Source organism: Sulfuricurvum kujiense DSM 16994, from assembly GCF_000183725.1.
GTDB lineage: Bacteria > Campylobacterota > Campylobacteria > Campylobacterales > Sulfurimonadaceae > Sulfuricurvum > Sulfuricurvum kujiense.
On the sequence record NC_014762.1, the window covers coordinates 237,633 to 251,683 of the forward strand.

Here is a 14,051-nt window from a genome sequence, read left to right on the forward strand (position 1 = left end):
GTGGAACTCCTTTTGCTTTAGTGAAGGTAAGAATCACTAACGGGGGTTGCCGTGAAAGTTGTTTTACGCAATAACGCTATCTTTGTTCAAGGGAGCTCTAATACGCTCGAAGAGTCGTGGATGGAGGAGTTTTTCGACCATCACATCCATAACACACTGTTTTTGGATAACGGTGTTCTGGTCCTCAACAACGAAAATTCTTCCGATCAAAAAGAGGAGTTTTTGGAGACATTGAGCGAGCGTTTTACAAAAGCCAATGAACTGACCAGTTCGTTTTACAGCCGATCGCTCAAACGGTGCCGCACGGCCGCCGTCCGGATTGAAGTTCCTTTCCGTGAGAGTGAAAAAGTGGATATCGAAGTATATGCCTACAATTCGGGTTGTGTACAATTTACCCTTTTGAGTCCGAACCGCTGGGTGATGCGCTATCTCAAACAGCAGCTTTCCAATTTAGTGACAAGCTCGACAGACGATGATATTTTTATCGATGTCAGTACCGCTGCCGCTAAAGCACGCCTTGAGAAAACGCTTAACCGCCGAGAAGTTCTCCATTTTACGATCAACTACCAATACGATGACGAATTTATGAGCCGGCTTTACGGAAACTACAAAGGGTGGGGATTCGGAAACGATGCAATCGATAAAATGATCCGCTACCATGCGATTTTCGAAATACCGATGGGATCCACACCGGAAGATTTGAAAAAACGGTACCGAATGCTGGCAAAACGGTATCACCCGGATCGAGTACAGAGCAAAAATCCTAAAATCATCAATAAATACACCGAAAAATTCCAGCTTCTCCAAGAGGCGTACGGCGCATTACGGGCGGTCAGTTAAAACGCTTAAATCTTCCGCACTAAAGCGGAAGAGCCGTTTATCCTTCAAATCATTCAGTTCGTTTGAAAACCCTCGCTTGGTGAAGAGAAAGATCCTATCCGGTGCAATAGAGAGTTTGACACATTTCTCTTCGAGATGACGAAGCTCTTTTTTGTTCACCTTGTGGTTCGTCCATTTGCACTCCCCGACCCATGTCTCCCCCTCCATTGTCTCAGTAAGCAGATCAATCTCCACTTCACGGTTCCAGTAGCTTCCAGAATCGAGTAGATCGTTTTTAAACCGCGGCGCCAGTATTTCTCGGATATACAGATCACATAATTCTTCGAAGGTAAAACCGACAAAAGCGTTGAAACGCTCATGAAAATGGGCAAAAAAGGGGAGATAGTTTCCCTCTTGAATCGATTTGGAAAAAGGTTCCACAAACGCAAACCAAAAGCGCAAAAAAGGGAATTTAAACCGATATTTGTGCGAAATTTTATGATGTTCGATCTCTTTTTTAAACCGTTGTTTCGGATGGGCGCGCTCCAGGGGCATTTCGCGCGAACGCTCCAATGTCAGATATCCGCTGTAGCGTAAAAACTCAAAAGCTTCGTTTCCCCGCTCTTTGCCGATACGGGCACGGCGGTAAGCCGACCCCTGGCGTCGGTCTCCGACGGCTATGGCATGCAGAAGATTCAGATACAGGGGGTTGTCTTGAAGAGATGAGAGAAAGCGTTCCCGATGAAGCTCGAACGGCTCAAGTATATGCTGTGTGATAAGCGATTCGATCGGTGCATCGGCATCGATCGGCGTATCGTATCCTCCGAAGATGGCAAAGAGTTCAATACATTGCTCCATGTCGCGGGGGAGATTGAGATGAAAAAAATCGCTTATCAGTTTTTTATCCATTAAAAGGATTATAACGAATAAGTGAACGGTTGGCTATGACCTCTAGGATTGGTATCAGGAAGCAAGAACAACGGCGATGTTTTTGAGTATTTTGCTGACACGCTCGGAATATTCGTTGAGTTTTGCCGCATACGTATTTGCTGCAGATGCGTTGATCTCAAGTTCGCTCAGTATCTCCAGAATAGAGCGGATAAAATCACGGTGTTCGGCACATTCACGGCATACCGATGTATTGATGCACATTCCCGCATTCATAAGAACATAAGCCTCTTCACTCTCTATACTGAGCTGTGTGAAATATTCTGTATCACGATTCATAGGCAAATTGAGCAGCTGATGAAGTAGTTGAAATTGTTTTTGTGCTTCACGGATAGTATTTAACACGGTTTTCTCCCGTTAAAATTTGATTGACTTAATTGTAGCTCAAAAAAGGTAGAATAGCATTACAAATTTATTACTTTAAAAAGAGAATTTATGGAATATCGCTATATTGGTCGCAGCGGGCTGCGCGTATCGCCGATTTGTATGGGAACGATGACATTCGGGTCTCAATGCGATGAAAAAACGGCATTTAAAATTATGGATAAGGCGTATGAAGCCGGGGTGAATTTTTTCGATACGGCCGAACTGTATCCCGTCCCCCCCGAAGAGAAGCTTGCCGGATTGACCGAGGAGATGGTCGGTCGTTGGCTGAAAACGAAACCGCGCGAGAGCATCATCCTCGCATCCAAAGTGGCAGGGGCGGCATCGGGATGGTTCGTCCCTCCGATCCGTCACGGGTATACGGCGATTGATCGCTTTCACATCGTTCGGGCAATCGAGGGCTCTCTTAAACGTCTGGACACCGATTACATCGATCTGTATCAGATGCACTGGCCCGATACGGTTGTCCCCATCGAAGAATCGATGCGGGCGTTCGATGCTTTGGTGCAAAGCGGCAAGGTACGCTATATCGGTACTTCCAACGACAGCGCGCGCGGGACGATGAAATCGCTGATGGTTTCCAAATACGAAAAACTGGCCCGTTTCGAGTCGATCCAAAACAACTTTTCGCTTCTTAACCGTCGGGATTTAACCGAGATCGGCGCATTGTGCCGCGAAGAGAAGGTTTCTTTATTGCCGTATTCGCCTCTGGCGGGCGGGGTGCTCAGCGGGAAATACAATCAGGACATTAATGCTCACGGACGCTTTAGCGACTATGTGAAATCAAGCAACAAACGTCAGCGTCTGATGGCGGCACGGTTTATGAACGATAAAACATTGGCGTCGACGCAGGAATATCTGCGTATCGCGCATGAAGCGGGACTGCATCCGGTGACGATGGCGATCGCGTGGAGCAAGCAGTTCGATTTTGTCGCCTCTACGATTATCGGAGCGACAACGCCTGAGCAGTTGGATGCAAGCCTTGGGGCGATGAATGTGACTCTAAGCCCTGAAATATTACAAAAACTGGATGAGGTACATGCAAAAATTCTTTATCCTATGGGTTAGTCTAGCAGCCCTCTTTATCGGAGGGTGTGCGCAAAAACACTACGAAATCAGCAAGCCTAAACTGATCGTCATGAAAACGCCGAAACTCAAATTTGCCGATACGGGGTACATCCGCTCCAGCGGCGAGAGGGTCGAAGCTGAACTGTTTACCGCCGGTGTCGCGGTAGAGAAGATATCGATAGACGATAAGGTCTGCGTTAACGCGGGGTGTATGAGCGAAGAGGCGTTTGTCCGCGAGTATCTTTCACCTGATTATCCGAAAGATACGCTCCGACGCATTTTATTGGCCGAGCCGATTTTCGGCGGGATCAATACGTCCGAGCAGTGCGGAGGGGCACGGACACAGTACATTCGAGACGACAAAAGGGACATCGTCTATCGGCTCAAAACGGATGAAACCTACTTTAAAGACCGTGTAAACGGTTTTATTATCAAAATCAGCGATCTTGACGATAATCAATCTCTTCCGTGAATAACTAAGCTACAATCGCTGTAAAAAAGGGGTTGTATGAACGTTTCTCCCGGCTTTTCCTTGCCGCTGCGTCTGATCGCCCCCTATTTTGTGGCGGCGGTCCTGTTTAATATAGCTTCCATGATTTTTTTATTTTTTTTGCAGAGCGATATCGGTTTGCGCGATTTCAGAGTGATCGGATGGGTGCATGCTTATATGATCGGTTTTGTGATGATGAGCATTATAGGCGCGATGGCTCAGTTGTCGGTCGTGGTTGCGGAAGTTCATCACCGATACCCGAAAGTATTCGCCTGGATAGGACCCTTGCTGGGCGCGGGGACGGTTGTACTGGTGATCGGATTTATCTACAACCCTTTTTGGCTGGGTATCGGCGGCGGATTGATTCTTTGTGCGCTGGCGATTTTTGCTTTTAATCTCTTTATTACCCTTCGATTCAGTCGCCGCCGTACGGCAGTTACTCGTTCGATGCAGTGGAGTACCCTGTTTTTAGGAATCGGTTTGATGATCGGGATGATGATGGCTTTGGGATACGGCGGGATCATCCCCGTCGATCCGACACACTGGCGTATGGGGCATATTTTTGCCGTGTTCGGCGGATACGTTATGATCAACATCATGGGAGTGAGTACGGTGTTGCTTCCGATGTTCGGTGCCTGCAATCGGGTGAGCGATAACGATTATACGGTCAGTTTTTATACGATGGTCATAGCGGTAGGGATGATGCTGTTTGCTTCGGTATTGCAGATAGAGATACTCGAATATGTGGCTCTTTGGCTGGGGATCGGGTCGGTGATGTACTATATGTTTCGGGTATATTTGATATTTACCTCCAGGAAAAGGGTCTACAGCGATATATGGGAACGCTCGGTTTCCGTTGCGTTTATCGCTTTGGCACTCTCCGTCGGATCGGGAGTATACGGGATCGTATCGGGAAGCGAAAAAGCTCATATGATCTCATTTTGGTTTTTGACGGCAGGGTTTCTGGGATTTTTGATCACGGCACATCTGTATAAGATCGTCCCGTTTTTGGTATGGTTTGAGCGCTATGCCCCTTATGTCGATGAGCGGGAAGTGCCGATGCTCCATCAGCTTCTCCCTGCCAAATTGGCTGATATTCAGTGGGGTTTTGCCGTAGCCGGGTTGGTAATGATCGCCGCGGCAATGGGAACAGGGATTAATGCTCTATGGCAGATCGGAGCTTTTCTGTCGGTTCTTTCGGGGGGTGTTTTACTGGCTGTGCTTATAAGGGTTTTGGGCGATAAGTTATAATTTCGTTTTTATTAACGGAGAGCCTTTTATGAAACTGAGCAAACGCAGCGGCAATGTAGAACAATCCCATATCCGCTCTATGACAAAAGCGTGCAACGCACTGGGCGGAATCAATATGGCGCAGGGGGTATGCGATCTAGACGTTCCCCGTGAAGTAATCGAGGGAGCGTATGGGGCGATGAAGGAGGGGATTAACATCTATACCCCGACCGAAGGGCTGCCGCGATTGAGAAACGCAATAGCCTCGAAAATGAAACGCTTTTACGATGTCGAAATTGCTCCTGAGCAGGTACTGGTCTCAGACGGTGCGACGGGGGCATTTTATACGGCGTGTATGGCACTGCTCAATCCCGGTGATGAGGTGATACTGTTCGAACCCTACTACGGTTACCACCGCTCCACATTGACATCTCTTGGCATTGTACCGACGTTTGTCCGTCTGGAAGCTCCCGAATGGAGCCTTGACATAAATGCGTTGGAAGCAGTTGTAACTCCAAAAACCCGTGCGATGGTGATCTGCAATCCCGCCAATCCGAGCGGTAAAGTCTATACGCGTGAAGAGTTGGAGATGATTGGAGCTTTTGCGGAGAGACACGATTTGATTATTTTCGCCGATGAGATGTACGAGCACTTTTTATACGGGGATGCGGTGCATATCAGCGCACTCAGTGTGCCGAGCCTCAAAGAACGGTGTGTTGTCCTCTCCGGCTTTTCAAAAGTGTTCAGTATCACCGGGTGGCGGCTGGGGTACGCGATCGCTCCGATCCATGTCATCGAGGCTATGGCGCAGCTCAACGATCTGATCTACGTCTGTGCCCCTGCACCGTTACAGATCGGTGCGGCGGTTGGGTTGGAAGAACTTGAAGATGAGTATTACACCGAGCTTGCCCGACTCCACGAGCATAAGCGTGATCTCTTCTGCGATGCGTTGCGCGATGCGGGGCTGACTCCGAGCATACCGAAAGGGGCGTATTACGTCATGACCGATGTGAGTGCTGTGGCAGGAAATGATGATTTTGAAAAAGCGATGGAAATTTTGGAGAGAACAGGTATTGCATCGGTTCCGGGACGGGCATTTTACCACGACGATGCGGGGAAAAATATGGTCCGCTTTTGTTACTCTAAACCGCTCGAGGTACTCGTAGAGGCGGCGGAGAGAATACAGCGATTATGATATAATAGTGAGAATTATGACAGAAGGAGGGAGCTATGTTAAGTGTGCAGATTAACAATCCTGCGGTTGAAAATTTCTTTCACCATTCATCAGAGTCAATAGTGCAGTTTCTTGAAAAAGCAGTTGCACATTTAGAAAAGAATCCTTCGTTTATCGTCTCATCTATGGATGACGCCCGTGCACGGGTAGAGAGTGCGCGAAAGTCCGATGATACTCTTTCTGAAGAGGAGTACAAAAGCGATATGGAAGCCTTTTGGAAGAGTGTGTAATCCGGATTGTCCGCAACCGAAAGTTTACTATCCAACTTCAAAATATTCTCCGTTTTATCGCCCTCGATAAACGTTCCGCCGCCCTCGATTTTCAACATGAAATAGATACTAAGTTTGAGCTTTTAAAGACTCAGCCGATGATGGGAAGAGTATCGTTGTATGCGGAGGATGAGAATGTACGTGATCTTATCTACTGTGGATACACCATCGTTTATGAAATTAAAGACGAACAAACGATTCGTATTTTGGAAATCTTTAAATGGCAAGATAAATTAGGGTGAACTTTTGACACAAAACACTGCAGTAAATCATCATATAAAAGATTTTTTAGAGTACTACATTGCATTGGATCAACCTGAATATGCTGTATTGCTTTCTGGAAAATGGGGAAGTGGAAAGACCTTTTTTATTAATCAGGTAACTGAGAAATACCAAGATTCAAAAAATATCGTCAAAGTAAGTTTATTTGGATTGAAATCTAAAGAGGATATTCACAAAAAAGTTCTATTAAAACTATTTAACATTGATGATACGCATGATGTAAGCGTGACAGCAAGAGTAGTGGGTCAAGTTTTAAAAAAATTCACAGGCATTAATTTATCTGATATGCCAATGGGTTGGGCTTTAAAACAAGAAGGCAATCAGAACGCAATTTTCATTTTTGATGATTTGGAACGTACAGGTATAGAATTATTAGAATTGCATGGTTACATTAATGAATTAACTGAGACACATAAACAAAAAGTCATTCTGCTTGCTGATGAAGACAAGTTAAAAGATGATGAAAAATATATCCTTTTCAAAGAAAAAACAATCGGTAAAACATTTCAAATAGAGCAAGATTTTGACACTGTGTTTTCTTCATTTTTAAATGGATTGAAACATTCTAAAGAGATACTTCAAAACAATCAATCTGTTATTAAATCAGTTTATGAAACTGCCGGATATAACAATCTAAGAAGTCTCAGACAAGGGTTATTGGATTTTGATCGATTGATAAATTATTTTGAGCCAAAATTTAAAAATCATGCTGAATTGATGACAGAAATCATTCAAAATTTCTTTGTTTTTACATTTGAGATAAAAAGTGGAAAGCTTGACATCCAAACACTTCAAGAGATGACAATGCTGCGTGTAGGTAGAATGTTGAACGAAGAAAAATCTGATGATAAATTAACACCGATCGAAAAAGTTTTTCATAAATACAGTTTTTTATCGTATGAATTATTATTGTCTATGGAAAGTTGGATTGATTTTTTTACGTTAGGTATATTAGCGTCTGAACGAATCACGGATGATCTCAATAGAAGCCGCTATTTTTTTAGAGAAGAACGCGAAGAATGGCTCAATTTATGGTACTTTCGAGAACTTGAAGAAGAAGAATTTCAAATAGCATTAAAAAGTACACTCGATAAGCTAGAACGAAATGAGTACTCAGATGCTGAAATCGTGATGCACATCACAGGAATATTATTGCGCTTAAGTGCAAATAGATTGTATCAAAATACAGAGGCTGATATTGTTCAAACTATGAAGGAATATATTGATCGCAATCGTAAAAATTGGGATGATATCTATACTGTGGATGATTTTCGTATTGAGCAATCTGGATTTGGATTGGGATATCAGAATGAAGAAATGGATGAGTTTAAAGAGGTAAAAAATTATCTTTTAGAGAAAGCCAAAGAGACAATGTACGAAGATTTGTCAGCGCAAGGTGAAAGGCTTTTAAAATATTTGGAAGAGAATAATATTAGCATGTTCATGGAAATGCTTTCAGAAACAAGAAATGATATTCTTTACCGTTTGCCAGTATTTCAAAATCTGAATCCGGAGGATTTTGTTGAAACTTTGTATCATGTCAAAAATCAGCACTTTCGTTCTGTAGTGAAGACTCTTTTGATACGTTATGATCAAGTTGGATGGGGTGTATATTTTCCACTATTGGAGGAACTAGATTTCTGGAAAAGTGTTTGTCAGATTATTAGGGGCGAAATAGAAGATAAACCAATAAATATAAAAGTTACTTGGTTAAAGTACTTGAACGAAAGTATAGAAGAAAAAATCATTCGAAAAATTGAAAAACAGATGCAGCACATAGAAAAGGAAAAAAATAATGTCGAATAAATATGTAGGTGCCCACGTCTCTGCCAGCGGCGGTGTTTTTAACGCTCCGCTCAATGCAATGGCGATCGGGGCAAAGGCTTTCGCCCTTTTTACCAAAAACCAAAAACAGTGGGCGGCAAAGCCCCTCGATGATGAGACGATAGGACTTTTTAAAGACAACCTCGCCAAAAGCGGTATTCTTCCAAAGCACGTATTGCCGCACGATTCGTATTTGATCAATCTCGGTCATCCCGAAGAGGACAAACGGCAAAAATCGCTCGAAGCGTTTATCGATGAAACGCGACGCTGTATGCAACTGGGACTTGACCGTTTGAACTTCCATCCGGGAAGCCATTTGAAACAAATCAGCGAAGAGGAGTGCATTGAGCGTATCGCGTCGAGTATGAATGAAACACTCAGTGTTACAAACGGTGTCACTTTGGTAATCGAAAATACGGCGGGCCAGGGGTCCAATTTGGGGTGGAGATTTGAGCATCTAAGTGCCATTATAGAGCGTATAGAGGACAAATCCCGCGTCGGTGTGTGTATCGATACGTGCCATATGTTTACCGCAGGTTACGATATCCGAACGCGCGCGGCGTATGATGCAACGTGGAAAGAGTTCGATACAATTGTAGGATTTAAGTACCTTAAAGGGATGCACATCAACGATTCCAAACCCGATTTGGGAAGTCATGTCGACCGGCACGACTCGATCGGCAAAGGAAAAATCGGGGTCGAGCCGTTCGGATTTATCATGAACGATCCAAGAATGGATGATATCCCTTTGGTGCTTGAGACAATCGATGAGACGATTTGGGCGCAGGAGATCGCGCTGCTATATTCACTACAAAGGTAGACCATGAAGAGAAGTTTGGTACTCTCTGTTGCACTTTCAGCGGCGTTATCGGCTGCGGGATACAAAATCCCTGAGAACTCGATCAATGCTACGGCACTCAGCGCCGCGTATGTTGCCAATGTGCACGGAGCCGACGCGGCATATTATAATCCGGCGGCGATGGTCTATAACGACGATGCCAATCTGCTTGAAGTGGATGCAACCTATATCGGATTAAGCGGAATCGATTTTTCAGGTTCGACGGGCAATTACAGTTCAAAAAAAGAAGATTTCTTGGTTCCGACTCTCCATTTCAGTTCCAAAAAATTAGGAGACAGCGGCGCACGTGTCGGGTTTAGCATCGTAGCCCCCGCAGGATTGTCGAAACGGTGGGATTATCCTGCCGCAAAAGCGAGTGCAAAAGAATTTACATTAAAAACGATAGAGGTTAATCCCTCTTTTGCTGTGCCTATCAGTGATAGTGTGAGTTTTGGTGCCGGATTGAGAATTGTTAGATCGGACGGAGTCGTTAAAAGCGATACGGGAACTCCGAGCTATATCAGCCGCAATCTCGAAGGGGACTCAATTGATATCGGGTACAATATCGCTCTTGTGTATAAGCCTCTCAAAGAACTCTCTTTGGCGGCGACATACCGTTCAAAAGTCAATTTGACGGTAGAGGGGGAGGCTGATTTAAATTATCTTCCATCTATTCATCCTGCACACGCTGCTTATAGCGGATCAGCCAGTGTTGCGGTTCCGATTCCCGCAGCATTAAATCTTGCGGCTGCGTATACTTTTGACACGGGGACGACTATCGAAGCAGTGTTTGAGAGAACATACTGGTCGGCTTATAAAACACTTGATTTTGATTATGATGGGACCATGAATGCTGCAACGGTTGCTTTTGGGACACCGATTGCTAAAAACTGGGAGGATACCAATACGTATCGTCTAGGGATTACCCAAAAAATTGACCAATGGACGGCGATGGCGGGCTTGGCATACGATCAAACCCCGGTTCCCGAAGCGACGTTGGGGTACGAGCTTCCTGATGCGGATGCACTCATTGTATCGTTGGGCGGACGGTATAAAATGGATGAACATTGGGACATCGGTTTGGCTGGACTGATCGATATGAAAAAAGACCGCTCAGTGCATAACAGTTCGATTAACGGTGAATTTACCAATGCCCGAGCCTACCTCGTTACTGCCGGAATCGGGTATCGCTTTTGATTCACTACCCGTATGAAAATTTTTATGCGATGCTTTACGGCGTCGCAAAAGAGAATCCCCGTAAAAACGTTATTTTCATTGATAATGAACGTTATTCGTATCAGAGATTTTTAGAGAATGTCGATAGAACTGCCCGTGCGCTTGAAGTGATCGGTGTCGGGAGAGGGGATAAGATAGCCCTGATTTGTCCCAACAGTGTCGAATTCGTCCAAAGTATTTTTGCCATCAGCAAACTCGGAGCGATCAGCGTACCGATTAACACGATGCTCAAAAATGAAGAATACCGCTATATTCTGGGTGATTGCGGTGCCAAAGCGGTGATTACTGCTTTCAAGCTCGCTCAAGAGGTACGTGGGCTGCGCGATGATGTTGCATCGATTGAACATACGATTTGGATAGATAAGGCGCCGTTTGAAGATGCAAAACATCTGCTATTGGGTGAGATGGTTGCCGATCATGTGCATCACCACTCGCCCTCACCAGCAAAGTTGGATGATACGGCGGTCATTTTTTATACGTCCGGGACGACGGGACACCCTAAAGGGGCCATGATCAGCAATCGCAACCTTTTCTCCAACCTCGTCGCCGCGCAGGAACGGTTTGATCTAAGCCCGAAAGACCGTTTCATTGTCTATCTTCCAATGTTTCACTCGTTTACGTTTGCGATCATGGTAATACTTCCGTTTTTTATGCGGGCCTCTTTTGTCATTATCCCCTCCATTTTGCCCTTTAGCAATATTGTTCGGCAGACGCTTCTAAAGAGAGTAACTATTTTTATGGGAGTTCCCGACATATATAACGCCCTGATCCGTGCAAGATTGCCGTGGTATTTTCTATGGTTTAATTCTGTCCGCTGTTTTATCTCAGGCGGTTCGGCTCTGAGCGAAGATACCCTGACCCGGTTTCGGTCGCTTTTTAAACGAGCCGTGATGTTGGAGGGTTACGGTCTCAGCGAATGTTCTCCGGCGGTAGCCGTCAATCTGCTCGAAAAACAAAAAACCCTTTCCGTCGGGCTGCCGCTGTACGGATACGAAGTAAAAATCGTCAATGACGAGATGGAAGAGCTCCCATGCGGGGAAGCGGGAGAACTGATCGTGAGGGGCGAGTGCGTTATGCAGGGGTATCTAAACAATCCGACCGCGACGGCGGAGACGATACAAAACGGATGGCTCCGCACCGGTGATATCGCTAAAATCGACGAAGAGGGGTATATTTATATCGTCGATCGGATCAAAGATCTGATCATCTCTAAAGGGATCAATATCTATCCGCGACAGATCGAAGAACACCTTATGCTGCTCCCGCATATCAAGCTCGCTGCCGTCATCGGTGTGAGCGATCCTCACAGCGGGGAAGTTCCGATTGCTTTTGTCGAGTTGGAAGAGGGGTATGAGACGACGACTCCCGCCTTTATCAAAGCTCAGCTCAAAGAACATTTGGCATTGTTTAAAATCCCTAAAACCATTACCGTGGTAGAATCACTTCCAAAGACTGCTACCGGCAAAGTACTCAAACGAGTATTAAAACAAGGAAACTATTGAAATACCTTATCGATTTTCTAGAAAATAAAATCATTGAAGAGACTCATATCTTTTCGCAGCTCAAATGTACGGTAGAAGAGGCAAAAATTTTGCAGCTTCTTACCCGCAAATTTTTACAGTCCCAGGAAGATGTGATCGTCGCCGAACTGCTCCAAGAACTCTACGGTTCCGATGACTATTCGTATCTCGGACATTTCGGTGAGGTAAAGACCCTGCTTGAACTCGGATGGATCACCCATCACTCATTCACGCCGCTTAAAATCAGCGAGCTATCCCATCTGGAACTTTATAACACGCCCGTCGCCGTGACATCAGTATTTATGAAGCTTCTCGAAGAAGGCTCGTTAGAGATGACACTGCCGGACATCAAACCCTATGCCGATCATCTGGAGTATTTGCAGGATCAGTTTTTTCGAATCGAACTGTATCAGAAAATGTCGATCATACGCCATAGCGGTAACGAACACTCACTGGGTATCAACCGTATTCAGAATAAACTTGATCTTCTCGAAAAGCGGATCGACGAGCGGATTGCCCAAACGTCGCTCGATGTTGTGCTCGACCGCTTTTTCAAACAAAAAAAATTAGAGCCGAAAGAGCAGGTTATTTTTCTTGCTCTTCTCAAAGAAGAATACAGTGCGACCGAGGGGAATCTGCGGGAGATGAACACCCTTATCGATTTGATCAGTTTTGACGATTACGAGCGGATCAAAAATCGTGCCCTTCTCGAAGACGGTTCCCGTCTCATCAACGAAGAGGTGATCGATTATGAGGAGATGCTCAATCCGTTCGGCGGAATCAGCAGAGCATTTTACATCGTCGATGAGGTGCTGCAATCGATCATGCACCCGCAGAAAAAGAAAAAAGTACGCAAACTCAAACTCGACATGCTGATTAAAGAGCAGGAAATTTTTGAGCTGATCGAACCGACGACATCATTAGAAAATGTTGTCCTAAACCCATCAACCGAACAGACCCTCTCCAATCTCATGCGTCAGTTGGACCGCGAAGTGATCGCGCGGCTTCATGAATGGGGGGTCAAAGATAAAAAAGCGGGGATTGACGCACGGATCATTTTCTACGGCCCTCCGGGGACCGGGAAAACCCTTACGGCGCACTCTTTATCCCGGTCTCTGAAACGGCAGGTGCTCAGTTTCGACTGCTCTAAAATTCTCTCGATGTATGTCGGCGAATCCGAAAAAAATGTACGGAAAATTTTTGATACATATGCCGATTTGACACGTCAAACGAAGACTGAGCCGATTTTGCTTTTGAATGAAGCCGACCAATTTCTCTCGGCACGTTCAGCCGGGATCGGATCATCCGCCGATCAGATGCATAATCAGATGCAAAATATTTTCCTGGAGCAGATCGAGAAGTTTCAGGGGATTTTGATTGCAACGACCAACTTGCTGGAGAATATCGATCAGGCATTTTCACGCCGCTTTAATTACAAAATCGAATTCAAAAAACCGGATCAAAAACAGCGTGTTACTTTATGGAACATGATGCTTCCGAAAAATGCACCGTACGAAAAAGGTTTTAACGTAGAAAAACTTGCTTCGTATCCTCTCACCGGTGGGCAGATTAATCTGATCGTCAAAAATACGGCATATCAGGTTGCGGCTCGAAGTGAGGGAACTTTCAGACTCGAAGATTTTATTGCCGAAATTCAAAAAGAGCGTTCCGGCAGTTTTGAAGGGGAAAAATCGATGGGATTCATCAATCGCTAAAAGCATCACAAAAATATTACATTAATTTACCAATTTAATCTCTGTCAATAATAATTAGATCAACTCAGAGTATAATCATCAAAAATGACGAATTAATGCCTCGAAAAGGGATGAAAATGGGTTGGTTTAGTGATGATACAGAGTTGAAAGAAGAACTCTCAGTATTGCAAAAAGAGAATACTGCACTACGAGAT

At 44.9% G+C, this 14,051-nt stretch carries 14 protein-coding genes; 12 read left to right on the forward strand and 2 right to left on the reverse strand.

The window, feature by feature from the left end; all coding sequences use genetic code 11:
- The first annotated feature begins 51 nt into the window (after positions 1–51).
- Complete coding sequence (locus SULKU_RS01275) at positions 52–840, forward strand: J domain-containing protein (RefSeq protein ID WP_013459113.1); 789 nt, start codon at positions 52–54, stop codon at positions 838–840.
- Here SULKU_RS01275 and SULKU_RS01280 read toward each other — a convergent pair.
- Complete coding sequence (locus SULKU_RS01280) at positions 823–1,728, reverse strand: DUF234 domain-containing protein (protein WP_013459114.1); 906 nt, start codon at positions 1,726–1,728, stop codon at positions 823–825. The two genes, SULKU_RS01275 and SULKU_RS01280, sit on opposite strands and share 18 nt — an antisense overlap.
- A gap of 54 nt (positions 1,729–1,782) precedes the next feature.
- A complete protein-coding gene (locus tag SULKU_RS01285; RefSeq protein ID WP_151174215.1) occupies positions 1,783–2,046 on the reverse strand; it encodes a hypothetical protein in 264 nt (87 codons plus the stop codon).
- Between the two features lie 156 nt (positions 2,047–2,202).
- On the opposite strand from SULKU_RS01285, the gene SULKU_RS01290 reads away from it, so the two are divergent.
- Genes SULKU_RS01290 through SULKU_RS01340 form a run of 11 tightly spaced genes read left to right on the forward strand, consistent with a single transcriptional unit; the run spans position 2,203 to position 13,857 of the window.
- On the forward strand, positions 2,203–3,219 hold the full coding sequence (locus SULKU_RS01290) for an aldo/keto reductase (RefSeq protein WP_013459116.1): 1,017 nt from the start codon (positions 2,203–2,205) through the stop codon (positions 3,217–3,219).
- Positions 3,191–3,691, forward strand: a complete 501-nt coding sequence (locus SULKU_RS01295; RefSeq protein WP_013459117.1) for a lipoprotein — start codon at positions 3,191–3,193, stop codon at positions 3,689–3,691. Before SULKU_RS01290 ends, SULKU_RS01295 begins: the two co-directional genes overlap by 29 nt.
- Positions 3,692–3,727: 36 nt before the next feature.
- Positions 3,728–4,960: a hypothetical protein gene (locus SULKU_RS01300; RefSeq protein ID WP_013459118.1), complete on the forward strand. Its 1,233-nt coding sequence runs from the start codon at positions 3,728–3,730 to the stop codon at positions 4,958–4,960.
- Positions 4,961–4,988: 28 nt separating this feature from the next.
- Complete coding sequence (locus SULKU_RS01305) at positions 4,989–6,134, forward strand: pyridoxal phosphate-dependent aminotransferase (protein ID WP_013459119.1); 1,146 nt, start codon at positions 4,989–4,991, stop codon at positions 6,132–6,134.
- A gap of 35 nt (positions 6,135–6,169) precedes the next feature.
- Entirely contained in the window at positions 6,170–6,403 is a 234-nt protein-coding gene (locus SULKU_RS01310; RefSeq protein WP_013459120.1) for a hypothetical protein, read from the forward strand.
- A complete protein-coding gene (locus SULKU_RS01315; protein ID WP_013459121.1) occupies positions 6,388–6,684 on the forward strand; it encodes a type II toxin-antitoxin system RelE/ParE family toxin in 297 nt (98 codons plus the stop codon). The genes SULKU_RS01310 and SULKU_RS01315 overlap by 16 nt, the downstream gene beginning before the upstream one ends.
- Positions 6,685–6,688: 4 nt before the next feature.
- Positions 6,689–8,530, forward strand: coding sequence for a P-loop NTPase fold protein (locus SULKU_RS01320; protein WP_013459122.1), 1,842 nt, complete (start codon positions 6,689–6,691; stop codon positions 8,528–8,530).
- On the forward strand, positions 8,520–9,368 hold the full coding sequence (nfo, locus tag SULKU_RS01325) for a deoxyribonuclease IV (RefSeq protein ID WP_013459123.1): 849 nt from the start codon (positions 8,520–8,522) through the stop codon (positions 9,366–9,368). The genes SULKU_RS01320 and nfo overlap by 11 nt, the downstream gene beginning before the upstream one ends.
- Before the next feature lie 3 nt (positions 9,369–9,371).
- Positions 9,372–10,583, forward strand: a complete 1,212-nt coding sequence (locus SULKU_RS01330) for an OmpP1/FadL family transporter (protein ID WP_013459124.1) — start codon at positions 9,372–9,374, stop codon at positions 10,581–10,583.
- Positions 10,580–12,124 (forward strand): long-chain-fatty-acid--CoA ligase, encoded by a 1,545-nt coding sequence (locus SULKU_RS01335; protein ID WP_013459125.1) that lies wholly within the window; start codon positions 10,580–10,582, stop codon positions 12,122–12,124. The genes SULKU_RS01330 and SULKU_RS01335 overlap by 4 nt, the downstream gene beginning before the upstream one ends.
- A complete protein-coding gene (locus SULKU_RS01340; RefSeq protein WP_013459126.1) occupies positions 12,121–13,857 on the forward strand; it encodes an ATP-binding protein in 1,737 nt (578 codons plus the stop codon). The genes SULKU_RS01335 and SULKU_RS01340 overlap by 4 nt, the downstream gene beginning before the upstream one ends.
- The last annotated feature ends 194 nt before the right edge of the window (positions 13,858–14,051 follow it).